General features: G+C 72.5%; 22 protein-coding genes. 12 read left to right on the forward strand and 10 right to left on the reverse strand.

Annotated elements, in window-relative coordinates; genetic code table 11:
• The first annotated feature begins 70 nt into the window (after positions 1–70).
• Positions 71–2,077, forward strand: coding sequence for a protein meaA (locus GKC29_RS09865; protein WP_155330535.1), 2,007 nt, complete (start codon positions 71–73; stop codon positions 2,075–2,077).
• A gap of 63 nt (positions 2,078–2,140) precedes the next feature.
• Here GKC29_RS09865 and GKC29_RS09870 read toward each other — a convergent pair whose 3' ends face one another.
• Together GKC29_RS09870 and GKC29_RS09875 are read right to left on the reverse strand one after the other, a co-directional pair.
• Positions 2,141–2,440 (reverse strand): DUF1540 domain-containing protein, encoded by a 300-nt coding sequence (locus GKC29_RS09870; protein ID WP_155330536.1) that lies wholly within the window; start codon positions 2,438–2,440, stop codon positions 2,141–2,143.
• 62 nt (positions 2,441–2,502) lie between these two features.
• Positions 2,503–3,444 carry a polysaccharide deacetylase family protein gene (locus tag GKC29_RS09875; RefSeq protein ID WP_230688977.1) on the reverse strand — a complete coding sequence of 314 codons (942 nt, stop codon included), beginning with the start codon at positions 3,442–3,444 and terminating at the stop codon, positions 2,503–2,505.
• A gap of 461 nt (positions 3,445–3,905) precedes the next feature.
• Between GKC29_RS09875 and GKC29_RS09880 the strand changes: the two genes are divergently transcribed.
• On the forward strand, positions 3,906–4,499 hold the full coding sequence (locus tag GKC29_RS09880) for a hypothetical protein (RefSeq protein WP_155334062.1): 594 nt from the start codon (positions 3,906–3,908) through the stop codon (positions 4,497–4,499).
• Between the two features lie 128 nt (positions 4,500–4,627).
• On the opposite strand, the gene GKC29_RS09885 is transcribed toward GKC29_RS09880, so the two are convergent.
• Positions 4,628–5,245 (reverse strand): DUF4126 domain-containing protein, encoded by a 618-nt coding sequence (locus GKC29_RS09885; RefSeq protein WP_155330537.1) that lies wholly within the window; start codon positions 5,243–5,245, stop codon positions 4,628–4,630.
• Positions 5,246–5,371: 126 nt separating this feature from the next.
• Between GKC29_RS09885 and nucS the strand changes: the two genes are divergently transcribed.
• Positions 5,372–6,031: an endonuclease NucS gene (gene nucS / locus GKC29_RS09890; RefSeq protein WP_155330538.1), complete on the forward strand. Its 660-nt coding sequence runs from the start codon at positions 5,372–5,374 to the stop codon at positions 6,029–6,031.
• Positions 6,032–6,040: 9 nt separating this feature from the next.
• Here the strand turns inward: nucS and GKC29_RS09895 are convergent, their stop codons facing one another.
• Positions 6,041–7,537, reverse strand: coding sequence for an aldehyde dehydrogenase family protein (locus GKC29_RS09895; protein ID WP_155330539.1), 1,497 nt, complete (start codon positions 7,535–7,537; stop codon positions 6,041–6,043).
• Positions 7,538–7,823: 286 nt separating this feature from the next.
• Between GKC29_RS09895 and GKC29_RS09900 the strand changes: the two genes are divergently transcribed.
• The 5 genes from GKC29_RS09900 to GKC29_RS09920 all read left to right on the forward strand — a co-directional run bounded on the left by GKC29_RS09900 (position 7,824) and on the right by GKC29_RS09920 (position 12,818).
• Positions 7,824–8,306, forward strand: coding sequence for an FHA domain-containing protein (locus tag GKC29_RS09900; RefSeq protein ID WP_155330540.1), 483 nt, complete (start codon positions 7,824–7,826; stop codon positions 8,304–8,306).
• Positions 8,307–8,406: 100 nt separating this feature from the next.
• Entirely contained in the window at positions 8,407–9,477 is a 1,071-nt protein-coding gene (locus tag GKC29_RS09905) for an alpha/beta fold hydrolase (protein ID WP_196255845.1), read from the forward strand.
• A gap of 231 nt (positions 9,478–9,708) precedes the next feature.
• Positions 9,709–11,499, forward strand: coding sequence for a 3-hydroxyacyl-CoA dehydrogenase family protein (locus tag GKC29_RS09910; protein WP_155330542.1), 1,791 nt, complete (start codon positions 9,709–9,711; stop codon positions 11,497–11,499).
• A 115-nt stretch (positions 11,500–11,614) separates the two neighbouring features.
• Positions 11,615–11,941 carry a hypothetical protein gene (locus tag GKC29_RS09915; RefSeq protein ID WP_155330543.1) on the forward strand — a complete coding sequence of 109 codons (327 nt, stop codon included), beginning with the start codon at positions 11,615–11,617 and terminating at the stop codon, positions 11,939–11,941.
• Positions 11,942–12,011: 70 nt separating this feature from the next.
• Complete coding sequence (locus tag GKC29_RS09920; protein ID WP_155330544.1) at positions 12,012–12,818, forward strand: alpha/beta hydrolase; 807 nt, start codon at positions 12,012–12,014, stop codon at positions 12,816–12,818.
• 58 nt (positions 12,819–12,876) lie between these two features.
• Here GKC29_RS09920 and GKC29_RS09925 read toward each other — a convergent pair whose 3' ends face one another.
• From GKC29_RS09925 to mce, 6 genes are all read right to left on the reverse strand, one after another.
• Complete coding sequence (locus GKC29_RS09925) at positions 12,877–14,031, reverse strand: AI-2E family transporter (RefSeq protein ID WP_155334063.1); 1,155 nt, start codon at positions 14,029–14,031, stop codon at positions 12,877–12,879.
• Between the two features lie 392 nt (positions 14,032–14,423).
• On the reverse strand, positions 14,424–16,724 hold the full coding sequence (locus GKC29_RS09930; RefSeq protein WP_155330545.1) for a hypothetical protein: 2,301 nt from the start codon (positions 16,722–16,724) through the stop codon (positions 14,424–14,426).
• Positions 16,725–16,890: 166 nt separating this feature from the next.
• Positions 16,891–18,135, reverse strand: coding sequence for a DivIVA domain-containing protein (locus GKC29_RS09935; protein WP_155330546.1), 1,245 nt, complete (start codon positions 18,133–18,135; stop codon positions 16,891–16,893).
• A gap of 289 nt (positions 18,136–18,424) precedes the next feature.
• Positions 18,425–19,780 (reverse strand): crotonyl-CoA carboxylase/reductase, encoded by a 1,356-nt coding sequence (ccrA, locus tag GKC29_RS09940; protein WP_155330547.1) that lies wholly within the window; start codon positions 19,778–19,780, stop codon positions 18,425–18,427.
• 268 nt (positions 19,781–20,048) lie between these two features.
• Entirely contained in the window at positions 20,049–20,891 is an 843-nt protein-coding gene (locus GKC29_RS09945; RefSeq protein WP_155328897.1) for an IS5 family transposase, read from the reverse strand.
• Positions 20,892–21,042: 151 nt separating this feature from the next.
• Positions 21,043–21,507 carry a methylmalonyl-CoA epimerase gene (mce, locus tag GKC29_RS09950; RefSeq protein ID WP_155330548.1) on the reverse strand — a complete coding sequence of 155 codons (465 nt, stop codon included), beginning with the start codon at positions 21,505–21,507 and terminating at the stop codon, positions 21,043–21,045.
• A gap of 62 nt (positions 21,508–21,569) precedes the next feature.
• On the opposite strand from mce, the gene GKC29_RS09955 reads away from it, so the two are divergent.
• The 4 genes from GKC29_RS09955 to GKC29_RS09970 all read left to right on the forward strand — a co-directional run bounded on the left by GKC29_RS09955 (position 21,570) and on the right by GKC29_RS09970 (position 26,764).
• The gene (locus GKC29_RS09955; RefSeq protein ID WP_155330549.1) at positions 21,570–22,769 is read left to right on the forward strand and encodes an acetyl-CoA C-acetyltransferase; all 1,200 of its coding nucleotides are present in this window, start codon (positions 21,570–21,572) and stop codon (positions 22,767–22,769) included.
• Between the two features lie 100 nt (positions 22,770–22,869).
• Complete coding sequence (gene meaB / locus GKC29_RS09960) at positions 22,870–23,871, forward strand: methylmalonyl Co-A mutase-associated GTPase MeaB (protein WP_155330550.1); 1,002 nt, start codon at positions 22,870–22,872, stop codon at positions 23,869–23,871.
• A 102-nt stretch (positions 23,872–23,973) separates the two neighbouring features.
• Entirely contained in the window at positions 23,974–25,662 is a 1,689-nt protein-coding gene (locus GKC29_RS09965; protein ID WP_155330551.1) for a methylmalonyl-CoA mutase, read from the forward strand.
• Positions 25,663–25,849: 187 nt separating this feature from the next.
• The gene (locus GKC29_RS09970; RefSeq protein ID WP_155330552.1) at positions 25,850–26,764 is read left to right on the forward strand and encodes a tetratricopeptide repeat protein; all 915 of its coding nucleotides are present in this window, start codon (positions 25,850–25,852) and stop codon (positions 26,762–26,764) included.
• The last annotated feature ends 37 nt before the right edge of the window (positions 26,765–26,801 follow it).

Consider the following 26,801-nt stretch of genomic DNA (forward strand, 5'->3'; position numbering starts at 1 on the left):
GGCGTCCGCGACATGGACCTGTGTGGTTTTCCACAACCCGTTTTACTGAACGGTAACTTAAACTCCGGCCATGGACGAGAAGGCTCTCCCGGGTCGGCTGCCCGAGCGTGACCGCCCGTGGGTGATGCGCACCTACGCCGGGCACAGTTCGGCCGCCGCGACCAACGCGCTCTTCCGCCGCAACCTGGCGAAGGGGCAGACCGGGCTCTCGGTCGCCTTCGACCTGCCCACCCAGACCGGGTACGACCCCGACCACGAGCTGGCGGCCGGTGAGGTCGGCCGGGTGGGTGTGCCGGTGGCGCACCTCGGCGACATGCGGGCGCTCTTCGAGGGCATCCCGCTGGCCGAGATGAACACCTCGATGACCATCAACGCACCGGCCATGTGGCTGCTGGGCCTCTACGGCACCGTCGCCACCGAGCAGGGCGCCGAGCTGGCCCGCTGCGCCGGCACCACGCAGAACGACATCATCAAGGAGTACCTGTCCCGGGGGACGTACATCTTCCCGCCGGCGGCGTCGCTGCGGCTGACCGCCGACGTCATCGCGTACACGCTGCGCGAGATGCCGAAGTGGAACCCGGTGAACATCTGCTCCTACCACCTGCAGGAGGCCGGGGCGACCCCGGTGCAGGAGGTCGGCTTCGCGCTGGCCACCGCGGTCGCGGTGCTCGACGCGGTCCGCGACTCGGGCCAGGTGCCCGCCGAGCGGATGGGCGACGTCGTCCAGCGGATCAGCTTCTTCGTCAACGCCGGTGTCCGCTTCGTCGAGGAGATCGCCAAGATGCGCGCGTTCGGCGCGCTCTGGGACGAGATCACCCGCGACCGGTACGGCGTCGAGAACCCGAAGCAGCGCCGCTTCCGGTACGGCGTGCAGGTCAACTCGCTGGGCCTGACCGAGGCGCAGCCGGAGAACAACATCCAGCGCATCGTGCTGGAGATGCTCGGCGTCACCTTCTCCCGGGACGCCCGGGCCCGCGCGGTCCAACTGCCGGCGTGGAACGAGGCGCTCGGCCTGCCCCGCCCGTGGGACCAGCAGTGGTCACTGCGTATGCAGCAGGTGCTCGCGTACGAGTCGGACCTGCTGGAGTACCCGGACCTGTTCGAGGGCTCGCACGTGATGACCGCGCTCGTCGACGACATCGTCACCGGGGCCCGCGTCGAACTGGAGAAGGTACTCGAGATGGGCGGCGTGGTGGCCGCCGTCGAGACCGGTTACCTCAAGAGCGCCCTGGTGGCCTCGCTCGCGGACCGGCGCCGTCGGATGGAGGCCGGCACCGACGTGGTGGTCGGTGTGAACCGGTTCGTGGAGACCGAGCCGTCCCCGCTGACCGCGGCCGGCGCCGAGGCGATCGAGCAGGTGGACCCGGCGGTGGAGGAGGCCGCCGCTACCGGCGTACGCGAGTGGCGGGCCGGCCGGGACCCGGCGGCCGCGGACGCGGCGCTGGCCCGGCTCCGCGCGGAGGCCGCGACCACGACGAACCTGATGCCCGCCACGCTGGAGTGCGTGCGCGCGGGCGTCACCACCGGCGAGTGGGCGGGCGCGCTGCGGCAGGTCTTCGGCGAGTACCGGGCACCCACCGGCCTGTCCGGCGCTGCCGGCGTGGGCGGGGACGCCACCCTGGCCGCCGTGCGTGAGCGGGTCACGGCCACCGCCCGGGAGTTGGGCAGCGGCCGGCTGCGGCTGCTGGTCGGCAAGCCCGGCCTGGACGGGCACTCCAACGGCGCGGAGCAGATCGCGGTACGCGCCCGCGATGCCGGCTTCGAGGTCGTCTACCAGGGCATCCGGTTGACCGCGGGGCAGATCGTGGCCGCCGCCGTCGAGGAGGACGTCGACCTGGTCGGGCTGTCGGTGCTGTCCGGCTCGCACCTCGCGGCGGTGCCGGCGGTGCTGGACGGCCTGCGCGCCGCCGGCCGGGGCGACCTGCCGGTGGTGGTGGGCGGCATCATCCCGGCGGTCGACGCCGAGGCGCTGCGGAGGGCCGGCGTGGCGCGCGTGTTCACGCCGAAGGACTTCGCTCTCACCGGGATCATCGACGAACTGGTCACGGTTGTCCGCGAAGCCAACGGCTTGAAGTGAAAGGAAGGGACCCCTGTTAACGCCTGGCGTGGTACAGGGGTCCCTTCCTAACAGCTGAGGCGGTCAGCGGCTGGCGTACGTCAGGCAGTCGGCCATGTCATTGTCCGGGCCGACCTTGATGCCCGGTGCGTGGCACTCCAACTGGTCGTTGTGCTGGCAGTCCGCCCGCTGGCAGGCGCCGACCTGCGCGATCAGGCCGTCCACCCCGGCCCGGACCGCGGGCATCTCGATGAAGGTGTGGCAGTGGGCGTGATCCATGCTGCCGATCGTGATCGCGAAGGCGTGGCAGTCGCCGGTGTGGTTGTACCCGCACGCCGTGACCACGCACTCCTGCACGCGGGGCATCTCGATCGCTGCGGTCATCGCCGACCTCCTCTAGAGTCTTGCCCCGATTTTAGGCTTTTGCCGGCGTTCGTGAGCGAGGTTCAGCGGTGCTGGAGAACCTCCGACAGCGGGGCGGGCTCCAGCCCGCGCTCGGCCAGGCCGGCCAGGATGTGCGGCAGCGCCTCGTCGGTCATCGGTGCGTTCGCCTCGGTGACGTGCAGGACGACCACCGAGCCGGGGCGTACGCCGTCCAGCACGGCCCGGACGATCGGCCGCCACGACGTGGCGAAGGGGTCCCCACTCACCACGTCCCCGTCCACCACCGTGACGCCCAGCGGCGCCAGCGCGTCCAGCGCCGCACGGTCGTGGCAGAGCCCGGGGAAGCGGAAGTACCGGGTCTGCCGGCCGCCGTACGGCGCCACGATGTCGAACGTACGGGCCACGTCGGCGGTCATCTGCCGCTGGGGCAACCGCGGAAGGCCGTAGCAGTCGGACGTGAAGGCCAGGTGCGCGTACGTGTGGTTGGCCAACTCGAAGCGCGGGTTGGCGGCGAGTCGGCGGGTCACCTGCGGGTACTGCTCGACCCACTTGCCGGTCAGGAAGAAGGTGGCCGGCACGCGTTCCCGTTCCAGCAGGTCGAGGATCCTCAGGTTCGCGTACGACCGCACGGCGCCGCTGCGCAACTGGTACCGCATGGCGTCGGTCATGTCCGCGTCGAAGGTGAGGGCCACCTTGTTGCCGGTCCGTGGACCATGGTCGACGACCGGCGGTCGCGTCCCCGGCGGCGTCGCGCCGGGCAGGGTGCGGGCGTCCGGCGGCGTCGCGGGAACCGTCGGCGAGGGCCGGCTCTCCGCAGTGTCGACCGGCCCGTCGGTCGGCCTCGAGGGCGTCCCTGTGCCCGCGGGCCCACTCGGGGCGGGCACCCAGAGGATGCTGGCGTTCACCGGCTCGCGGAGGTGGGCCGGGACGGTGAGCAGGACGACCGCGCCGACCACGGCGGTGAGGGTCGCGGCGAGCGGAACGCGGGAGATTCTCACGGGCACCGGGAGATGATCCCAACATCACCGGTCTCGCGGGGGCCCCGGGCGCCCGCTCTGAACTCCGAGACCTTTTCCACGTCACGGGTGCGATGACCGATTCGCCCGAGTCGGCTGTCGCCCGGTGTGCCGGATGTCCGGTTCGGCGGGTGACCGGCGGCACCGTCGCGGCGGAATGGTGGCCGGGCCGGGGTCGTTACATCACCTGGACGATCGAGCAGGGCCGCCGCCCCGAGCGGGCGCGATCCCCGGCCCACCGGCCGGAATGATGGCGGCCCGGCGGTCGTTACACATGGTCCCGGCGCCGTGAGGGCCCCCCGCCCCGCGTGGTCGCCGGTCCGGACACCCGGGACATCGCCGGTCCGACCCCCTCGGACCGTGCCTGCGAGCCCGGACGTCGCATCCGTTCGCTGATCCCCCCCTTCTTGTCGGCGCGGGTGCCCTTCCCCCGAATGGAGCTTCTCGTGATGAACACGATGCTGCGTAAGAGCGTTCTCGGTATCGCTGGTCTGGCCGTCGCCGGTGGTCTCGCCGCCGGCCCGCTGAACCACGACACCACCACCGCCGGCACGGTCGGCACCACGTCGCTCGCCGCCACCGTGCAGGCTGACACGGTGGACAAGAACACGCTGATCCCGCACGGTGTGCAGGGCAAGCAGTCGCGTATCGACCTGGACGACGAGCAGACCGCGAATGTGAAGGCGATCATCGCGGCGACGAAGAAGGCCGACATGGACGAGCGGGCCGCCGTGGTGGCCATCGCCACCGCGTTGCAGGAGTCGAAGCTGGTCAACCTGGGTCACCTGGGTGAGCGCAACGACCACGACTCGCAGGGCCTGTTCCAGCAGCGCCCGTCCAGCGGGTGGGGCACGGTCGAGCAGATCACCGACCCCGAATACTCCACGCTGGCGTTCCTCAAGGGTCTCAAGCAGGTCGACGGCTGGCAGGGCATGCCGCTGACCAAGGCCGCCCAGACCGTACAGGTGTCGGCCTACCCGTTCCACTACGCCCAGTGGGAGACCCAGGCCGCCGACCTCGTCGCCGAGCACTGGAACAACTGACAACCGAAGTCTTTCCTCGACAGGGGGAACCAAGCCGCTGGCCGGCACCCGAACCCGGGTGCCGGCCAGCGGCGTCTCCACGCCCGGCCGGCGCTCCCGACGGGGGCACCGGCCGGCCGCGTACCGGATCAGACGCGGAAGCCCGCGGCGCGGGCCGCCTCCCGCTCGCGGCGGCGGTCGGCGCGGCGGCGACGGAACCCGAAGCCGACCAGCGCCAGGCCCAGCAGGAACGCCAGAACGAGAGCCGGCAGGACGATGGCGACCACCGACATCACCACGCTGGTGGCGTCCTCGGCGGTGCTCGCGACCGGCGCACCGACCCCGCCCGTCGTCGCGTTGACGACCGGCCGAACCGCGGACTTGAGCAGGTGAACGCCGAGCGCGATGAGGACGCCGGTCACCACCGGCACCCACTGGTTCGATGAGAAGAAGCTCGCCGGGTCGCTCACCGTCACCGTCTCGGAACTCGCGCCGGCCCCGAACGCCAGACCGCCCGCGGTCGGCCGGACCACGGTCTGGACGACGTCGTTGACGTGGTCGACCACCGGGACCTTGTCGGCCACCACCTCGATCGCGAGCAGCACCGCCAGGATGGTGAGCACCCAGCCGTTGCCGAGCCACTGCCACCCCGAGGGCAGGTCGATCAGGCTGGTGTAGCGGGCCAGCAGACCCATGGTGAGCAGGGGGATGTACGCGTTCAGCCCCGCCGAGGCGGCGAGGCCGGTACCGGTGAGCACTTCGAGCACCGTTTCAGCATCGCACCGGCACGCCAGTGGCGCTCGCTGCGTCGGCGGCGGGCGGCGGACGGGAAACCTCGCTCGCCCCGGGGTTGCCCGACAGCCTCCGGGCCGGCCCTCCGCTACCCTCGTCGGGTGCGGTTGGTGATTGCGAAGTGCTCGGTGGACTATGTCGGACGGCTCTCGGCCCACCTGCCGCCGGCCACCCGGCTGCTGATGGTGAAGGCGGACGGGTCGGTGTCGATCCACGCCGACGACCGGGCGTACAAGCCGCTGAACTGGATGAGCCCGCCGTGCCGGCTGGAGGAGGCGCCGGGCGTCTGGCGGGTGGTCAACAAGGCCGGCGAGGAGCTGCGGATCACCCTGGAGGAGGTCTTCCAGGACACGTCGTACGACCTGGGGGTCGACCCGGGGCTGCGCAAGGACGGCGTGGAGGCGCACCTGCAGGAGTTGCTGGCGGCCAACCCGGAGACGCTGGGCGAGGGCTTCACGCTGGTGCGCCGGGAGTACATGACGGCGATCGGGCCGGTCGACCTGCTCTGCCGGGACGCCAGCAACGCGGCCGTCGCCGTCGAGGTGAAGCGCCGCGGTGAGATCGACGGCGTGGAGCAGCTCACCCGCTACCTGGAGCTGATGAACCGGGATCCGCTGCTCGCACCGGTCAGCGGCGTCTTCGTGGCACAGGAGATCAAGCCTCAGGCGCGCGTTCTCGCGACCGACCGCGGCATCCGCTGCGTGGTCGTCGACTACGACAAGCTCCGCGGCATCGAACGCGACGAGCTGACCCTCTTCTGAGCCGGCGGCTCAGCGGCCGTACATCATCTTGATGACCTTGACCAGGCGGGCGACGTCGGCGTCGGTGCGGTCGAAGGTCATCGCCGGCAGCAGCGACCGGGCCCGGCGGCGGGTGATGGCCTTGGCCCGCGCGAACTCGCGCAGCCCGTCCTCCCCGTGGATGCGCCCGAAGCCGGAGTCGCCCACCCCGCCGAAGGGCAGGGTGGACATCCCGGCGAAGGTCAGGGCCGAGTTCACCGAGGCCATCCCGGAGCGCAGGCGGCGCGCGAGCGCCACGGCCCGCCGCCGGCCGAAGACCGAACCCCCCAGGCCGTACGGGAGGGCGTTGGCGAGCGTCACCGCCTCGTCGGCGTCGCGTACGCGGTTGATGGTCAGCGTCGGGCCGAAGGTCTCCTCGCGGACGGCGGCCGAGTCCTCGGGGACGTCCACCAGGACGGTCGGCCGGACGTAGGGCGGTTGCACGGCCTCGGCGCCGCCGAGCACCGCGCGACCACCCCGGGCCAGCGCGTCGTCGATGTGCCGGCGGATCACGTCGAGCTGGCTCGGCATGGTGATCGGCCCGATGTCCGCGCCGTCGGCGCCGACGGTGAGCCGGCCGGCCCGCTGGACCACCTTGTCGACGAAGGCGTCGAAGACCGGCTCGACGGCGTACACCCGCTCGATGCCGATGCAGGTCTGGCCGGCGTTGGTGAGCGAGCCCCACACCGCCGCGTCGGCGGCGGCGTCCAGGTCGGCGTCGGCGTCGACGATCATCGCGTCCTTGCCACCCGCCTCGATCAGGACGGGGGTGAGCGACTCCGCGCAGGCGGCCATCACCTTCCTGCCGGTGGCGGTCGAGCCGGTGAAGGCGACCTTGTCCACACCGGACCGGCACAGCGCCGCGCCGACGTCGCCGAGCCCGTGCACCGCGCTGAACACCGGCTGCTCGTCGACGACCTCGGCGAACGTGTCGACCAGCCACTGCCCGACGGCCGGCGTGTACTCGCTGGGCTTGAGCACGACGGTGTTGCCGGCGGCCAGCGCGTACGCGACGGAGCCGATCGGGGTGAAGACGGGGTAGTTCCACGGGCCGATCACGCCCACCACGCCGTGCGGCTGGTACTCCAGGTGGGCGGAGAACTCCGCCAGCACCAGTCGGGACCGTACCCGGCGCGGCCCGAGCACCCGCCGGGCGTTGCGGGCGGCCCAGTCGACGTGCTCGACGGCGGTGACGATCTCGACGATCGCGTCGGCGAGCGGCTTGCCACCCTCGACGTGCACCAGCTCGGCGAGCTCTTCGATCCGCTTGGCGAGCAGCGCGCGCCAGCGCAGCAGCCGCTCCCGGCGACCGGTGAAGCCCAGCCCGGCCCACCAGGGGGCCGCGGCGCGGGCGCGGGCAACCGTCGCCTCGACATCCGCCACGCTGGCGACGGGCAGGCGCCCGGCCTCCGCGCCGGTCGCCGGGCTCGTCGACACGAGCCGCCCGTCCTCGATGATCGGGGTCCCCGGGACATGCACAGCCGTCATGGCGGAAGTCTAGACCCGAGGATTACTCGCCGGTAGGGGTCGTGCGGGGTGGTGACGCCGGCGGCACCGAGCCGTTGAACGGAGCGGGCACCTGACCCGTGTCACGGGGCGGGGCCGCGACGGGTGAGGTGCACATCCCTCGATACCGGACATCGGAGACCGAAAAACGGAACACGAGGTGTCCGGCTGGCGACAGGGAGATGGCCGCCCGGGCGGTGAAGACGACTACCGTGTGGTGGCAGGCTGACGCGTGGGGTGACCGTGCGGGGTGGAGGGCGGACTGTCCATGGAGGAGCATCCGGAGTTTCTGCCGTTGTTGACGGTGGCCGGCGGGCCGATGCGGGGGCTGAGCTTCCGGCTCGGGCGGGGCCGGCTGGTGATCGGACGGGCGCCGACGGCGGACGTCGTCCTGACCGACGCGCACCTGAGCCGACGGCACGCCGAGATGTGGCTCGCTCCGGAGGGAGCATCGGTGGCCGACCTCGGGTCGACCAACGGCACCTGGCTCAACGACCGGCGGATCATCGGGGTGGAACGGCTCGCCGACGGCGACGTGATCCGGATCGGCCGTACCGAACTCCGGGTCTACGACCCGGGGGTGGCGCTGACCGACCCGGTCGGGCTGACCTTCGGCCTGGCGCGCCGGGACCACCGGCCGACCCTCCCGCTGCCGATCGCCACTCCGGAGCGTCCGGTCGCTCCCGAACTGCCGGCCGCGGCGCAGCCGGTGGCCGCCGTCCCGGAGCCGGCCGACGCCGTGCCCGCCTGAGCAGCGGCGGAACCCGGTTGGCCGGGTGAGGACGCCACACGTCCGACGACCGCGTCATGTCGGTGCGGCCCATGGACGGGCGGGTGGACGGCCTGGCAGCATGCCGCGGATGGAGAGCCAGCAGCAGGTCGTCACGGCGAACGGGATCACCCAGGCGGTGCGGGTGGCCGGGCCGCCGGACGGCGTACCGGTGCTGCTGATCCACGGCAACTGCTCGTCCGCCCTCTTCTGGGAGCCCCTGGTGCGCCGGCTGCCGGGCAACCTGCGGGTCATCGCGCCGGACCTGCGCGGCTACGGGGACACCGACACCGCGCCGGTCGACGCGACGCGAGGGCTGGCCGACCTCGCGGACGACGTCGCCGCCCTGCTCGACCACGGGTCACTCCTGCCGGCCGGCGCGCGGCCGGTGGTCGTCGTCGGGCACTCGCTGGGCGCGGGAGTGGCCATGCGGCTGCTGGTCGACCACCCCGACCGGGTGGCCGGGCTGCTGCTGGAGGCACCCGTCTCGCCGTACGGCTTCGGCGGCACCCGCGACCTCGACGGCACCCCGACCACGCCCGACTTCGCGGGCACGGGTGCCGGCACCGCCAACTCGGACTTCGTCCGCCGGCTGGCCGGCAAGGACCGCGGCGACGACGCCCCGACCAGCCCGCGGGCGGTACTACGCAGCGCGTACGTCGCCGATCCCGCCTCGCTCGGCGACGACGAGGAGCTGCTGCTGGACACCGTCCTGTCCACCGCCACCGGCGAGGACAACTACCCGGGAACCGCCGAGCCGTCCACCAACTGGCCGGGGACCGCCCCCGGCCGGCGCGGAGTACTGAACGCCCTGGCACCGGCGTACTTCCGGATCGCCGACGAACTGGTCGCCGTCCCCGGGAAGCCGCCGGTCACCTGGGTACGCGGCGACGCCGACGTGATCGTCTCGGACACCTCGCTGTTCGACCTGGCGCACCTGGGAGCGCTGGGCGTGGTGCCCGGCTGGCCGGGGGAGGCGGACTGCCCGCCGCAGCCGATGGTCGGGCAGACCCGGGCGGTGCTGGAGCGGTACGTGGCGGCCGGCGGCGCGTACCGGGAGGTGGTGCTGCCCGGCTGCGGCCACAGCCCGCACATCGAGCGGCCGGCCGAGTTCGTCGCCGAACTGCTCGCCCTGGTCGACCGCCGGCGCTGACGCCCACCGTCCGTGATCGGCGGCGACGGCCGCGCCGAGGCGACCGGAGAGCGACCGGAGAGCGGCCGGCGGCGCCGCCCGGAACCGGCCGGCACGGCCGGCGTCCATCGACGGCGGCGGAGCCGTGAAATATCCCACGGCGTCTCGACAACCATGCGTCACGTGGCAGACTCCGCTTAACTTAGCGGCCGTTCATGTCGGCTGCGCGGAGCGAACCAGGGGAGGCCGGTCGTGGCGCGCGAGTTCACCAGTGTGGGTGTGGTGGGTCTGGGCACCATGGGTGCCGGCATCGTCGAGGTCTTCGCCCGCAACGGCATCGACGTCGTCGCGGTCGAGGTGTCCGAGACCGCGCTGGAGCGCGGCCGGGTCACCCTGACCGGCTCGACCGACCGGGCGGTGGCCAAGGGCAAGCTGGCGGAGGCCGACCGCGACGCCCTGCTGGCCCGGGTCAACTGGCAGGTCGGGCTGGACGCGCTGCGCTCGGTCGACCTGGTGATCGAGGCCGTCCCCGAGCACCTGGACCTGAAGCAGCGGATCTTCGCCGAGCTGGACCGCGTCTGCAAGCCGGAGACCATCCTCGCGACCAACACCTCGTCGCTCTCGGTCACCGAGATCTCGGTGGCGACCACGCGCCCCAACCAGGTCATCGGCATCCACTTCTTCAACCCGGCACCGGTCATGAAGCTGGTCGAGATCGTCCGCACCGTCGTCACCTCGTCGGAGGTGGTCGCCGACGTGGAGGCGCTCTGCGAGCGGCTGGGCAAGGTCGACGTGACGATCAGCGACCGGGCCGGGTTCATCGCCAACGCGCTGCTCTTCGGCTACCTCAACCACGCCGTCAGCATGCTGGAGTCGCGGTACGCCACCCGCGAGGACATCGACGCCGCGATGAAGCTCGGCTGCGGCCTGCCGATGGGGCCGCTCGCGCTGATGGACCTGATCGGCCTGGACACCGCGTACGAGATCCTCGACACGATGTACCGGCGCGGCGGCCGGGACCGCCGGCACGCCCCGGTGCCGCTGATCAAGCAGATGGTCACCGCGGGGCTGCTCGGCCGCAAGTCCGGCCGCGGTTTCTACACCTACGAGCGGCCGGGCTCGCCGGTGGTCGTACCCGACGAGCAGACGCCCGTGACCACGGAGTCGGCGCTCGCCGACGGCGCCCGCGGCACCGCGAAGGTCGGCGTGGTGGGCTCCGGCACGATGGCCACCGGCATCATCGAGGTGTTCGCCAAGGCCGGGTACGAGGTCGTCTCGGTGACCCGGGGCGCGGAGAAGTCCGCCAAGGTCTTCGAGGCGGTCAAGACCTCGCTCAACAAGGGTGTCGTGCGTGGCAAGCTCAGCGAGGCCCACCGGGACGCCGCCCTGGGCCGGATCACCTGGTCGGCCACCCTGGAGCACCTGGCCGACGTCGACCTGGTGGTCGAGGCCGTCGTCGAGGAACTCAGCGTCAAGAAGGCGCTGTTCGCCAGCCTGGACGAGATCTGCAAGCCGGGCGTGGTGCTGGCCACCACCACCTCGTCGCTGCCGGTGATCGACGTGGCGATGGCCACCCAGCGGCCGGCCGACGTGGTGGGCCTGCACTTCTTCAACCCCGCGCCGATCATGCCGCTGGTGGAGATCGTGCAGACCATCCGCACCTCGCCGGAGACCACCGCCACCGCCAAGGCGGTCTGCGCGAAGCTGGGCAAGACCGGCGTCGTCTGCGGGGACCGGTCCGGGTTCATCGTCAACGCGCTGCTCTTCCCGTACCTGAACGACGCGGTGAAGATGCTGGAGGCCAGCTACTCGACGGCCGACGACATCGACCACGCGATGAAGCTGGGCTGCGGCTACCCGATGGGCCCGTTCGAGCTGCTCGACGTGGTGGGCCTGGACGTGTCGCTGGCCATCCAGCGGGAGCTGTACCTGGAGCTGCGCGAGCCCGGTTTCGCGCCCGCACCGCTGCTGGAGCACCTGGTCACCGCCGGGTACCTCGGCCGCAAGACCGGCCGCGGCTTCCGCGACCACACCCGCCGCTGAGGTGTAAGGAAGGGCCCCCTGTTAACGCCTGGTGTAGGTGAAGGTGCCCTTCTTAACACCGCAGCGCGCCGGCCGGTGAGCGGGCCGCCGCCGGCCCGGCCGTACGCTGGGATGCGTGAGTCCCCGTCGCAACCGACCCCGCCGTGACGAGACCGCACACCTGGACTCCGAGCGGGTACGCCAGGGCGTCGCGTCGGTCCAGCAGTGGCGGGACGGCGACTGGCAGGTTCGGGGCATCAGCGGCGGGGCGTCGGTCAAGACGTACCGTTGCCCCGGCTGCGACCAGGAGATCCGGCCGGGCGTGGCGCACGTCGTGGCCTGGCCGGCGGACGGGCGGGGCGACCTGACCGACCGCCGGCACTGGCACAGCGGCTGCTGGCGGGCCCGGGACCGGCGTTCGCCGGTCGTGCAGCGCGGTCGCAGCGCGCCCCGCCACGGGTGAGCGGGCGATCTGGATCACCGTGTTTCCGCCCGGACGGGCGGCCGCGCCGGTGGCGCGGGAGACTGGACGGGTGAGCACACCCATCCGCGCCTCGTCGATCCTGCCCGGCCGCCGGGAGGAGATCGAGCTGCACACCGCCGACGGCCTGCGCCTGGTCGGTGAGCTGGCCCGCCCGGCCGACCGCGAGCCGGTGGCGACGCTCGTCTGCCTCCACCCGCTGCCCACGCACGGCGGGATGATGGACAGCCACATCTTCCGCAAGGCCGCCTGGCGTCTGCCGGCCCTGGCCGACCTGGCGGTGCTGCGGTTCAACACCCGGGGCACCAGCAGCGTGCGCGGCACCAGCGAGGGCGCCTTCGACAACGCCGTCGGCGAGCGGTACGACGTCGCCGCGGCCATCGAGTACGCGGAGTTCCACGAGCTGCCCGACATCTGGCTGCTGGGCTGGTCGTTCGGCACCGACCTGACCCTCAAGCACGGCTGCGACCCGGCGGTGACCGGAGCGATCCTGCTCTCCCCGCCGCTGCGGTACTCCACCGCGGAGGACCTGGCCCGGTGGGCCGGCGCCGGCAAGCCGCTCACCGCGCTGGTCCCGGAGTTCGACGACTACCTGCGGCCCGACGAGGCCCGCGAGCGGTTCGGGGCCGTGCCGCAGGCCGAGGTGGTCGGCGTGCCCGGTGCCAAGCACCTCTGGGTCGGCGACGCCGAGACCGTGCTCGACGAGATCGTCCGGCGGGTCAACCCGGCCGTGCCGGTGCCGCTGCCGACCACCTGGGACGGCCCGATGGAGACGGGCGACGTCAGCGCGTACGCCGACCGCACCGTCGCCGCCTTCGCGGACCGTCCGGTGCCCCGCCCGGAGACCGGCACCGACTGACGACCCACGCTGGCGGCCGAACCGGGGACAGCGCCTCCGGCAGCCGCTGTCGATCGGCTCAGCGCCGGTCCTGGCGGGGGAGGACCACCTCCCGCAGGACCAACTGGATCGCCGCGACCGTCGGGATCGCGATGAGGGCTCCGATCACGCCCACCAGCGCGACCCCGAGCAGCGCGGCGACCAGGGCGGCCACCTCGTTGACCTGAACCGACCGGCGCATGATCTTCGGGTAGATCAGGTAGTTCTCCAACTGCTGGTAGATCAGGAAGAAGACCGCGCAGGCGATCCCCACCGGGAGGCCGGTGGCGAAGCCGACCACGGTCACGATCACCGCGCCGAGGGTGGCGCCGATCTGCGGGATCAGGTCGGTCACCGCCACCACCACGGCCAACGCAAACGGGTACGGCAGCCCCACGATCAACGCGAACACGAACGTGGACGTCCCGGCGAGCACCGCGATGGCGAGCGCGCCGACGATGTAGGCGCCGACCTTCGTGATGATCTCGTCGCCGATGAGCTGGACCCGCTGCCGACGGGACCGGGGCACCAGCGCGTACGCGAGTGCCCGCAGCCGGTTGAAGTACGCCAGGAAGTAGATGGTGAGCACCAGCACGGTCAGCGTCCGGAAGACGGTGCCGAAGATGAGCTGGGCGCCACCGAGCACCCCGCCGAGCGCCCGCCCCACCACGTCGGCGCTCGCGGCGTTCCGCACCCGCTCCATCAGGCCGTACCGCTCGACGAGTTCGTTGATCGTCTCGTTGCGCCGCAGCGACTCCAGGTAGCTCGGGAACTGCTCGACGAACTGGCCGGACTGGGTGACGACCGGCGGCACCAGGGCGAACACGCCACCGCAGAGCAGCAGCAGGACGGTCAGGGCGACCACCGTCACCGCGAGGCCGTGCGGCAGCCCGAGCAGGCGCAGCCGCGCCACCGCCGGGTACAACCCGACCGCGAGGAAGAGGGCGATCACCACCAGGACGAGGACGCCGGCGGCGTTGCGCAGCCCCAGGAAGAGCGCGTACGCCAGCAGCACGCCGAGCCCGCCGGTGAAGCCGACCAGGAAGCTGCTGCGCCGCAACGGCCGCCCCGGTGTGCCGAACCGTCCCGAGCCGTTGTCCGGCGGGGCGTCGTCCGGAGCGTCCGAACCGGTGGGCGCGGAGCCGCCGGCGCGCGTTGCGCCCGGGTCGTCGTCCGGGCCGGGGCCGTCCGGCAGCGTCGGGCCGGGGTCGTCCGGGCCGGGGCTGGGGTCGGGGCCGGGGCTGGGCCCGGGGCCGGGGCCGGGGCTGGGGCTGGGCCCGGGCCCGGGGCCGGGGCCGGGGCCTGGGCCTGGGTCGGAGTGCGGCGGGTCGTCGGGCCCGGACCGGGCGTTCGGGTCGGTGACGCCGTCCGGCCCCGGCGGCCGACGATCGGGGCGGTCGGCCGGCTCGTGCGACCCCGGTTCGCGCTCTGCCACCGGACCTCCCGAGGATCAGGCTCCGGCGACCGCCGGAGAACCCCGACACCGGCCCGCGACTGCGGGTCCCACCGGGAGCGTAGCCGCCCCGGCCGGCCGGCAGCAGATCGTGGCGCGCCCGGCCTCCCCGGGGACCGGCCCGTCCGGGCCGGTCAGTCCTTCTCGACGACGACCTTGCTCGGCTTGGCGCCGCGCTCGTCGGTGGTCGGCTTCGCGGGGCGGTTGCCGTTCTCACCGGCGCTGGTGATCTTCGCGCGTGCGGCGTCCCGGCCGCCCTCGCCCGGCACGGCCGCGACGGTCGGTTCGCCGTCCACCCCGGCGCTGGCGGTGCCGCCGCCGTCCTTGGTGGTCACCGACGCCACCTTGTCCCGGTCCGGTGCTCCGGTGGTCGGCTCCATCCGCCCACGGGCGGGCTGGCCGGCCTCGGCCGGCTCGACCTTGCCGGCGTCCGACCGGCCCCGGTCAGCCGCCTCCGGCTGCGACGTCGAGATGCCCCGCACGTCGGTGGGCGACGTCGTGGCGGCCCCGGCACGCGCTACCGCCGCAGAGCCCTTCGCGGAACCCGCACCGTCACCGGTGACCGGTGCCGCGGACCCCTTCGCCGGCCCCGCACCGTTGCCGGTGACCGGCGCCGCGGTGGCCTTCGCCGGGCCCGCACCGTCGCCGGAGACCGGCGTCGGGGGCCGGACCGTGACCGCCGCCGTCACGCCGTCGGAGCCGGGCCTCCCGGCGCCGGTCGGTGCGCCCGACAGCTCCAGCCGTAGCTCGGTCACCTGCCGCTGCAGCTCGTCGGACTCCTGCCGCGAACGCCAGGTCTCCTGCCGCAGGTCGGCGAGCTGCTGCTGGGCCTGGGCGATCTCCAGCATCACCTGCGCGAGCTGCTGGCGGCCGGCCGCCGCCTCCTGCTGCGTGGCGGCGAGGTGCTGCTGCGTGGTGGCCAGGGCCTGCTGGGTCGTGGCCGCGTACTCCTCGAACTGCCGCCGGGACGTCGCGACGTGCTCGTCGGCCGTGCGCCGCTTCTCGGTGGCCTCCGCCTCGGCCCGGCTGAGCAGCGCCGTCGCCTCCTCCTCAGCCTCGCGGCGCATGGTCAGGGCGTCCTGCTCGGCGGCCTGGCGGATGTCGGCGGCCGCACCCTCGATCTCGTTCTTCAGGGCGGTGTACCGCGACTCCAGCTCGGCGCGCCGGGTCTCGAAGCCGGACTCCAGCTCGGCGCTGCGCGTCTCGAAGCCCGACTCCAGCTCGGTGCGGCGGGCCGTGAAGCCGGACTCCAGCTCCTGCTGGCGCGACCGGTGCTGCTTCTCCAGCTCGACCTGCCGCGTCTTGTACTGCTTCTCCAGCGCGTCGCGGCGCTCGGCGAACTCGTGGTCGGCGGCGGCACGCCGCTGGCTCAGCTCGCGGTCGGCCGCCTCGCGTCGGCTGTTGACCTCCTTCTCCACGCCGGCCCGCCAGGCCCCCAGCTCCTGCTGCGTCTGGGCGCGGGCGTGCTGCACGTACGCCTCGGTCTCGGTGCGCATCCGCTGGACGTACGCGTCGGTCTCCGCGCGCTGGCGCTTCGCGGCCTCCGCCGCCTGCGTGGTGAGCCGCTCCGCCTCCTGGCGGGCCTTGTTGCGGGTGGCCCGGCCGGCGGTGCTGGCGTCGTCGATGATCTGCTTGGCCTCCTGCTGGGCCTTGGCGTGGGTGGCCCGGCTCGCCTCGGTGGCCTGCTCGACGAGGCGCTTGGCCTCCTGCTGCGCCTTGGCGTGCACCTCCTTCGCGGCCTCGCGCAGCTCCGTCGCCTCCTGCTGGGCCTTGGCGTGCGTCTCCTTCGCGGCCTCGCGCAGCTTCGTCGCCTCCTGCTGGGCCCGCGTGTGGATCTCCTTCGCGGTGTCCCGCAGATGGGTCGCCTCCTGCTGGGCCTTCGCGAGCGCCTCCTGCGCGGCCTTGCGCAGCCGGGCCGCCTCCTCGGTGGCGGCCTTGACCGCGGCGTCCGCCTCGGCCCTGCGGGCGGCGGTCTGCCGGTCCTCCTCGGCGCGCCGGGCGGCGAGCGCGATCTCGAAGTCCTTGAGGGCCTTGGCCGCCTGTTCCCGCGCCTCGTCGATGATGTGCTCGGCGGCCGCCCGACGGGCCTCGATCTCCTCGTTGGCGGCGGCGAGGATGTCCTCGGCCTGCTCCTCGGCCAGGGTCAGGATCTGCTCGACCCGCGGGCCGAGGTGGCGGAACGCGGCGCGGTCGACGACGCCGACCTGTTTGCGTACCTGGGCGAGATCCCGCTGGAGCACCTCGACCTGGCCGGCAAGCTTGTGGATCTGGGTGTAGGCCTGTTCCCGTTCGGCGGTCAGGGTGGCGATCTCGTGCTCGGCGCGAGCGACGTACCGGTCGACCTGTCGTTTCTCGTACCCCCGCAGCGCGGACTCGAAGCTGGGCTCCGTGGTCACATCCCCGCCGAGAGCGAACAGTTCCTCGCCGTGCGACATGCCCCCATCCTCACACGCAACGGCCCCTCCTGGGGCGATACGGACGCGTCGGATAGGAGCGGCTTCACCGCGCCGGTTTCACCTGTTGGGAAACGCGTAACGGCGCGGGGTGGCACCGGTCACCCGGTGTCACCCCGCGCCGTAGATCATGCCCCGGTCGGGCCGGTCAGCTGGACGCCTCGGCGGTCGCCCGCGCCTCCGTACCCTCGGTCTTCGCCTCCGGCTTCGCGGCCGGAACGCCCGGCACGATGCCGGCGAGCCCGGACAGCATCTGACCGAGCTGGGACGTGACGGCGTCCTTCTGGCGGGTCAGGTCCTCGACCTCGCGGCGCGCCGCCTGCGTGGTGAGCTCGGCCTCCGTGCGGGCCTCGGTCAGCAGGCGCTGCGCCTCGGCCTTCGCCTCGCTGAGGGTCTTCTCGGCGTGCGCCCTCGCCTTCTCCACCGTCTCGGTGGCGGTGCGCTCCGACTCGACCCGGCGGGCCTCGGCCCGCTGCTCGATCTCCTTGGCCCGCTCCTGCGCGGCCCGCGCCCGCTGCTCCGCCTCGCTGACCAGCTTCTGGGTCTGCGCGACCTGGGTGGCGTGCCGCTCCGACTCCTCACGCTCGGCCTTCTCGCGGCGCTCGGCGAGCTGCAGCTCCAGGGCCTGCAGGTCCTTGTCGCGCTTGTCCCGCGCGTCGGTGAGGAGCTTGGTCGCCTCGGCGCGCTTCTCCTCGGCCTCGCGGGCGGCCTTCGCCCGCTGCTGGGTGATCTCCCGCTCGGCCGTCGCGCGGAGCGTGGCCACCTCCCGCTCGACCGTCGACTTCAGCTCGGCGACCTCGTGCGCGGTGACCGTGCGCAGCTGCTTGGTCTCCCGCTCGGCGTCGGCGCGCAGCGTCTCGGCCTCGCGGCGGGCCTGGACGCGGACCTCGGCCGCCTCCCGCTCGGCGGCGGTGCGGACGTTGCCCGCCTCGCGCTCCGCGGTGGCCTTCATCGCCGCCGCCTCGGCGCGCGCCTTGTCGGTGATCTCCCGCGCCTCGAGGCGGGCGGCGGAGAGGATGCCCTCGGACTCCCGCTTGGCGTCGTTGCGGTGGTCGTTGGCCTGCTCCTCGGCGAGCCGGAGGATCTGCTCGACGCGGGTGCCCAGGCCGGAGAGGGTCGGCCGGCTGTTCTCCTCGAGCTGCTTGTTGGTCTCGGTGAGCTTCTGCTCCAGGGCGCCCATGCGCTGCTCGGCCTGGCGAAGCCGGCGCTGGGCGTCGTTCATCCGCTGCTCGGCCTCGGCCCGCGCCTGCTCCGACTGGGTCAGTGCGGCGGTCAGCCGGCCGATGAAGTCGTCCACCTGGCCGGTGTTGTAACCGCGGAGGCCGACAGTGAAATCGGGCTGGGTGTTCGCGTTATCGAAGAACGCAAGAGGGGAGGACTGTTGCTGGGGCATTGGGACATACTGGCAGACGCCCCGGGGTCCTTCGCAAGAGCGTCCGCGAGCTTTCGTGTCCTCTTTACATGGTCAACTCGGTGGCGTCCGGAGGGGCCGGACCGGCCGGCGATCTTGGCAGCTCCCGGCCGCGGCGGAGATCCTGCGGCGGGGCACGGAAAAGGGCCGCGGAGAAGACCCCGCGGCCCTTTCTCGTCGTGACCTCGTACCACTCGAATGGCGGCCGGCGCGGCCGGTGGAAAGGCAATCACCGGTCACCGCAATGGTCGCCGGCGCCTCGTCCGTACGGTCAGTGGCCGCGGAACCGGTTGATGCGCTCTTCGTGCCGCGCGCGGAACTCCGGGTCGCGGACGCCGAGCCCGTCGGCCGGGGCGAGGCAGCGGACGCCGACCTTGCCCTGGTGCGCGTTGCGGTGCACCTCGTACGCGGCCTGGCCGGTCTGCTCCATCGCGTACGTCTTCGAGACGGTGGGGTGGATCTTGCCGAGCGCGATGAGTCGGTTCGCCTCCCACGCCTCCTTGTAGTTGGCGAAGTGGCTGCCGACGATCCGCTTCAGGTGCATCCACAGGTAGCGGTTGTCGTACTGGTGCTGGTAGCCGCTGGTCGAGGCGCAGGTGACGATCGTGCCACCCTTCTTGGTCACGTAGACGCTGGCGCCGAAGGTCTCCCGGCCCGGGTGCTCGAAGACGATGTCCGGGTCCTCACCGCCGGTCAGTTCCCGGATCCGCTCGCCGAAGCGGCGCCACTCGTCCTGGTCCTGGGTCTGCTCGTCCTTCCAAAACCGGAAGCCCTCGGCGGCTCGGTCGATGACCAGCTCGGCGCCCATCTTCCGGCACAGCTCCGCCTTGTCCGGCGAGGAGACCACGCAGACCGGGATGGCGCCGCCGTTCAGCGCCATCTGGGTGGCGTAGCTGCCGAGGCCGCCGGAGGCGCCCCAGATCAGGACGACGTCGCCCTGCTTCATGTTGGCGCCGTGGTGGGAGACGAGCTGCCGGTACGCGGTGGAGTTGACCAGGCCCGGGCTCGCCGCCTCCTCCCAGCTCAGGTGACGCGGCTTCGGCATGAGCTGGTTGGCCTTGACCACGGCCAGCTCGGCGAGGCCGCCGAAGTTGGTCTCGAAGCCCCAGATCCGCTGCTGCGGGTCGAGCATCGTGTCGTCGTGACCGGCCGCGTCCTCCAGCTCCACCGAGAGGCAGTGCGCGACGACCTCGTCGCCCGCCTTCCACCGGGTCACGCCCGGGCCGGTCCGCAGGACGACGCCGGCCGCGTCCGAGCCGACCACGTGGTACGGGAGGTCGTGCCGCTTGGTGAGCTCGGAGAGCCGGCCGTAGCGCTGGAGGAACTTGAAGGTCGACACCGGCTCGAAGATGCTGGTCCAGACGGTGTTGTAGTTGATCGCGCTCGCCATCACGGCGACCAGCGCCTCACCGGGGCCGAGCTCCGGGGTGGGCACCTCCTGCACGTGCAGCGCCTTGCGTGGGTCCTTGTCCCGGGACGTCATCCCGTCGAACATCCGCGCCTCGTCGGCGCGCACGACGACGCCCCGGTAGGACTCCGGTACCGGAAGTCCGGCGACGCCGGCCAGCTCGCGCTCCGGTTGCGCCGAGCCCTCCGCCGCCATGATCGCTTCGAGGATGTCCTGCACGTCGACCTCCCGTTCGTCCGCACCCGCGCGTCGCGGGCACGGGTGCTGCCATCGTCGGCGCCGGTGCGGCCGCTCCACCATGTCGGCATCCGACACATCCGGCACCGGCCGCGCTGCTGTGGGGCCGGACGTTACTGAACGGTAGCTAGAGTCGGAAGTCCTCTGTGAAAAACCGCATCGGCCGATGCGTGAAGCTGCCCGGGTGAGCGGTGAACCGCGCAGCGCCGTGCTCGGCGGGGTGTTAAGAGGTCGCGCAGATAGGTGGGTTTCATGGTCGGCGGGTGGGGCGGGTGTCCCACCGGTACAGGATCCACGCCTGACGGATGAGGCTACGGATGGTGATGACGGCGTCGGCAAGGTCGAAGTAGGCGTTGATCACGTCTTCTTTGCGTTCGTAGCAGCGTTGTAGCCGGTTGAAGGCGTTGTGCCAGGCGTTCGTGCGCTCGACGTGCCACCGCTGGGTGGCCTGGACCGGGGCTTTGACGCCCTTGCGGGCGATCTCGCCGGTCAGCCTGCGGGCGGTGAGCAGGTCGCGGGTCTTCTGGGAGTCGTACCCGGCGTCCAGGTGCACGGTGATGGTGCCGGGCAGCGGGCCGAGGTCGTCGAGCCGGTCCAGGGTGGATTCCAGCAGCGGGGAGTCGTGGCGGTTGGCGCCGGCCAGGACGCGGCCCAGTGGGATGCCGCGGGCGTCGACCATGACCGAACGTTTCATGCCTTGCTTGCCGCGGTCGACCGGTGAACGGCCAGCGACCTCGCCACCGCCGGGCGCCTTGGTGATGCACCCATCGACGGCAAGGTCGTCCAGCAGCAGCCCGACGAGACGGTCGTAGGCGTTCAGCGCGATCGTCTTGAGCTGGGCGAACACGCCCAGGCGGATCCACTCGTCACGGCGGTTGCGGATCGTGGTGGCCGAGCAGGTCGAGTCGGCGATGCCCTGGTAGGAGCAGCCGAACCGCAGCACCTGCAGCAACTTGTCGAACACGATCCGGTCGGCGACCCGCCGGCGGTGACAGCCCAACGGATGGGTGGGATCGGTAGCGGGGCGGGGTGGCAGCAGCGCGGCGAACTGGTCCCACAAGGGGTCGCTCAGCCATGATGGGACAGCGGGCACAGGCGTTCCAGTGATCACTAGGCGTAGGAACCTTCATGATCACTGACGCCTGTGCCCACCTCCTACCCGGCTCATCCCCGCCGACCTATTTGCGCGCCCTCTAAGAGGGGCCCCCTGCTATGCACGAGGCGTTAACAAGGGGCCCTTCCTTTCAGGCGGGTTCGACCAGCTCGACCAGGACGTTGCCGGCGTCCTTGGGGTGGACGAAGTTGATCCGGGAGTTCGCGGTGCCCCGCTTCGGCTCCTCGTACAACAGCCGGACGCCGCGCTCGCGCAGCTTCGCGCAGGCGACGTCGATGTCGGCCACGGTGTACGCCACCTGCTGCACCCCGGGCCCGTTGCGGTCGAGGAACCGCCCGATGGTGCTCTCCGGGCTCAGCGGGGCGAGCAGCTGCACGCAGCCGCCCTCGGTGGTCGGGCCGACCGCCAGCATCGCCTCGCGGACGCCCTGCTCCTCGTTGGTCTCGGTGTGCACGCAGCGCATCCCGAAGGTGCGCTGGTAGAAGTCGATCGCGGCGTCCAGGTCGGGGACGGCGACGCCGACGTGGTCGATGCGGCGCAGCCCGATGTCTGTGATGTAGTCCGCAGCGGACTCGACGGGGGAGTTCTCAGCCATGGCGCTAGTCTGGCCGAACAATCGTTAAGGCGTACAGGTCGGCACCCCCCTCGGAGGCAGGTATGGCTTCGGTGATCGTCAGCGGCGCGCGGACCCCCATGGGGCGCCTGCTGGGCAACCTCAAGGACCTCCCCGCGACCAGGCTCGGCGGCATCGCCATCAAGGCGGCGCTGGAGCGCGCCGGCGTCGCCCCCGAGCAGGTCCAGTACGTGATCATGGGGCAGGTGCTCCAGGCCGGCGCCGGCCAGATTCCGGCCCGCCAGGCGGCCGTCGAGGCGGGCATCCCGATGTCCGTGCCGGCCCTCACCATCAACAAGGTGTGCCTCTCCGGCCTGGACGCGATCGCGCTGGCCGACCAGCTGATCCGGGCCGGCGAGTTCGACGTCGTCGTGGCCGGCGGCATGGAGTCGATGACCAACGCCCCGCACCTGCTGCTCGGCCAGCGCGGCGGCTACAAGTACGGCGACGTGGTGATCAAGGACCACATGGCGCTCGACGGTCTCTCCGACGCCTGGGACTGCTGCTCGATGGGCGAGTCGACCGAGCGGCACGGCACCACGAAGGGCATCAGCCGCGAGGAGCAGGACGCCTTCGCCGCGGCCAGCCACCAGCGCGCCGCCGCCGCCCAGAAGAACGGCCACTTCGCCGACGAGATCACCCCGGTGGTCATTCCGCAGCGCAAGGGCGACCCGCTGGTGGTCAGCGAGGACGAGGGCATCCGCCCGGACACCACGGCCGAGTCCCTGGCCAAGCTGCGCCCGGCCTTCACCAGGGACGGCACCATCACCGCCGGCAGTTCGTCCCCGATCTCCGACGGCGCCGCCGCCGTGCTGGTGATGAGCAAGGCCAAGGCGAAGGAGCTGGGGCTGACCTGGCTGGCCGAGATCGGCGCGCACGGCAACGTCGCCGGCCCGGACAACTCGCTGCACTCGCAGCCGTCCAACGCGATCCAGCACGCGCTGCGCAAGGCCGGCCTGGGCGTCGACGACCTCGACCTGATCGAGATCAACGAGGCGTTCGCCCAGGTGGGCATCCAGTCCACGCGGGACCTCGGGATCAGCCCGGAGAAGGTCAACGTCAACGGCGGCGCCATCGCGCTGGGCCACCCGATCGGCATGTCCGGCGCGCGGCTGGTGCTGACCCTGGCGCTGGAGCTGAAGCGGCGTGGTGGCGGCACCGGCGCGGCGGCGCTCTGCGGCGGTGGCGGCCAGGGCGACGCCCTGATCATCCACGTTCCGGCCGGTGCCGAGAGCCAGGAGTGAGCACGGTCCCGCGAGCCCCGCGGGCCTGATCCGGAAGGGGCACGGTGGGCGAGAGTGAATCGGGCCCACCGAGCCCGCAGTCGTGAACGGAAGAGGTGCGGTGACTGACGCCGTCGACGACGCCCCGGCCGCGGCGACGCCGGTGCGCCGCAGCCGGGACGTACCCATGCTCGTCGAGCGGGCCCGCGCGGGTGACCCCCGCGCGGTGGCCCGGCTCATCACGCTGGTCGAGTCCGGCGACGAGGCGTTGCCGCGCATCGCGGCGGCGCTCGCGCCGTACGCCGGTCAGGCCCAGGTGGTCGGCCTGACCGGCTCGCCCGGCGTGGGCAAGTCCACGACCACGAACGAGCTGGTCCGGGCGCTGCGGGCGCGTGGCCACCGGGTCGGGGTGCTGGCCATCGACCCGTCCAGCCCGTTCACCGGCGGGGCGATCCTCGGCGACCGGGTCCGCATGCAGGACCACGCCACCGACCCCGGCGTCTACATCCGCTCGATGTCCAGCCGCGGTCACCTGGGCGGGCTTTCGGCGGCCACGCCGCAGGCGGTCCGGGTGCTGGAGGGCGCCGGCTGCGACGTGGTGCTGGTGGAGACCGTCGGCGTCGGGCAGGCCGAGGTGGAGGTCGCCTCGCTCGCGGACACCACGCTGGTGCTGCTCGCGCCCGGGATGGGCGACGCCATCCAGGCGGTGAAGGCCGGCATCCTGGAGATCGCCGACGTCTTCGTGGTCAACAAGGCCGACCGGGACGGCGCCGACGCCACGGTCCGCGACATCCAGGGCATGATCGCCCTGGGCGAGCGGGGGCCGGGGCAGTGGCGGCCGCAGGTGGTGCGGGCGGTCGCCGCGCGCGGCGAGGGGATCGACGACATCGCCGCCGCGATCGACAAGCACCGCGGCTGGCTGGTCGAGCACGGCGAGCTGCGCCGCCGGCAGGAGGCGCGGGCCGCCGCCGAGATCGAGGCGATCGCTCTCGGCGCGCTGCGCGACCGCATCGGCTCACTGCGCGACGGTACGGAGCTGCCGGCGCTCGCCGCCAAGGTGGCGGAGGGGTCCCTGGATCCGTACGCGGCGGCCGACCAGTTGCTGACCCAGATCGCCTCCTGACGAGGGGGCACGTTACCCGCCGGTACGAACTTCCTTAGCGATCGTTCAGGTCGGGGCTCTACACTCGGGGTGCAGTCGAGGACTCGAGGAGGAGCCCCGCGGATGAACGCCGACGAGATCGCCGCCGGACGGGCACGCTGGCAGGCCCGCTACGACGCCGCGCGCAAGCGGGACGCCGACTTCACCACCCTCTCCGGGATGGCCGTCGACCCGGTCTACGGGCCGCCGGAGGGAGTGGCCTGGCCGGGCTTCGAGCGGATCGGCTGGCCGGGCGAATTCCCGTACACCCGGGGGTTGCACCCGACCGGCTACCGCGGGCGGGCCTGGACGATCCGGCAGTTCGCCGGCTTCGGGAACGCGCGGCAGACCAACGAGCGCTACAAGATGATCCTGGGCGCGGGCGGCGGCGGCCTGTCCGTCGCGTTCGACATGCCCACCCTGATGGGCCGCGACTCCGACGACCCGCAGTCGCTCGGCGAGGTCGGGCACTGCGGCGTCGCCGTCGACAGCGCCGCCGACATGGAGGTGCTCTTCGACGGCATCGACCTGGCCGGCGTCACCACGAGCATGACCATCTCCGGGCCCGCCGTGCCGGTGTTCTGCATGTACCTGGTCGCCGCCGAGCGGCAGGGTGCCGACCTGTCGAAGCTGGACGGCACGCTCCAGACGGACATCTTCAAGGAGTACATCGCGCAGAAGGAGTGGCTCTTCGACCCCGAGCCGCACCTGCGCCTCATCGGCGACCTGATGGAGTACTGCGCCCGGGAGATCCCGCGCTACAAGCCGCTCTCCGTCTCCGGCTACCACATCCGCGAGGCCGGCTCGACCGCCGCGCAGGAGCTGGCGTACACCCTCGCCGACGGGTTCGGGTACGTCGAGCTGGGCCTTTCGCGCGGGCTGGACGTGAACGTCTTCGCGCCGGGCCTGAGCTTCTTCTTCGACTCCCACGTGGACTTCTTCGAGGAAATCGCCAAGTTCCGGGCGGCCCGCCGGATCTGGGCCCGCTGGCTGCGCGACGTCTACGGCGCCACCAGCGAGAAGGCTCAGTGGCTGCGGTTCCACACGCAGACGGCCGGCGTTTCGCTGACCGCCCAGCAGCCGGTCAACAACGTCGTCCGTACGGCCGTGGAGGCCCTCGCGGCGGTGCTCGGCGGCACCAACTCGCTGCACACCAACGCCCTCGACGAGACCCTCGCGCTGCCCACCGACGAGTCGGCCGAGATCGCCCTGCGTACCCAGCAGGTGCTGATGGAGGAGACCGGGGTGACCAACGTGGCCGACCCGCTCGGCGGGTCCTGGTACGTCGAGGCGCTCACCGACCGGATCGAGGCCGAGGCGGAGGAGATCTTCGCCCGGATCAGGCAGCTCGGCGGCGACGGGCCGCACCAGATCGGGCCGATGACGTCCGGCATCCTGCGCGGCATCGAGGACGGCTGGTTCACCGGGCACATCGCCGAGTCGGCCTTCGCGTACCAGCAGGCGCTGGAGAAGGGCGAGAAGAAGATCGTCGGGGTCAACTGCCACACCAGCACGGTCGCCAAGGACCTGGAGATCCTGCGCATCTCGCACGAGGTGGAGCTGGAGCAGCGCCGGGTGCTCGCCGAACGGAAGGCGACCCGGGACGAGGCGGCCGTCAAGACGGCGCTCGATCGGATGGTGGCGGCCAGCCGTACCGACGAGAACATGATCCCGGCGATGCTCGACGCGGTCCGCGCCGAGGCCACGTTGGGCGAGATCTGTGACGCCCTCCGCGCCGAATGGGGCGTCTACCGGGAGCCCGCGCGCTTCTGACCCCCTTGCGCCCCCGCGATCGTGCCCTTGCTGCCGAGGCGAAAGCCCCCGTAAGCCGCGAACCGGCGACCGGAAGCGCACCATCGCGGGGGTGCGGTGGGACGGGCCCTGAGCTGGGGTGAGAACTGTGACCTTCGGCCTCGCCGATGAAGGGAGATCGGCGTAGCGCGTGCGAGACTAGATAACCATGAGCGACCCACGGATCACCTCGTCGATCTTCACCCGCGGCGCGGTCGACCTCAGCGCGCTGCGCACCCCCGCCCCCACCCCGGCCTCCGCGCCCGTCCAGTCCGGCCCACCGGCCGGCGCGCCCGGCGGCGCCCCCGCCAGCGCCGTCACAGTCGTCGACGTGACCGAGGCGACGTTCCAGGCCGAGGTCCTCGAACGGTCGCTCAGCACACCCGTCGTGGTCGACTTCTGGGCCGAGTGGTGCGAGCCCTGCAAGCAGCTCTCCCCGGTGCTGGAGCGGCTGGCCGTCGAGGGTGGCGGCGCCTGGGTGCTCGCCAAGGTCGACGTGGACGCCAACCCCCGGCTCGCGCAGATGTTCCGCGTGCAGGGCATCCCGATGGTGTACGCGGTCGTCGGCGGCCAGCCGGTCGACGCGTTCTCCGGAGTGGTGCCGGAGGCCCAGCTGCGGCAGTGGATCCAGGCGATCCTCAAGGCCGGCGGCGTGGCCGTGGCCGAGCCCGCCGACCCCCGGCTGGACGAGGCCGACGACGCGCTGATGAGCGGCGACCTCGACGCCGCCGAGCGCGCGTACCGGAAGATCCTCGCCGAGACCCCGTCGGACGTCGCGGCGGAGGCGGGGCTCGCCCAGGTCGGGCTGGCCCGCCGGGTCGCCGGCGCGAATCCGCAGGCGGCGCTCGCCGCCGCGGCCGCGGACCCCGACGACGTCGGCGCGCAGCTGCTGGCCGCCGACATCGAGGTGCTCAGCGGCATGGCCGAGCAGGCCTACCAGCGCCTCGTCGGCCTGGTCCGCCGCACCGCCGGTGACGACCGGGAGAAGGTTCGCCAGCACCTGGTGGGCCTCTTCACCATCGCCGGCCCCGACGACCCCGCGGTGGCCTCGGCCCGCCGGGCACTGGCCAGCGCCCTCTTCTGACCCTGACCACGCCAGCGCGGGCCGGTGCACCCCGGCC

The organism is Micromonospora sp. WMMC415 (assembly GCF_009707425.1).
Classification (GTDB): Bacteria; Actinomycetota; Actinomycetes; order Mycobacteriales; family Micromonosporaceae; genus Micromonospora.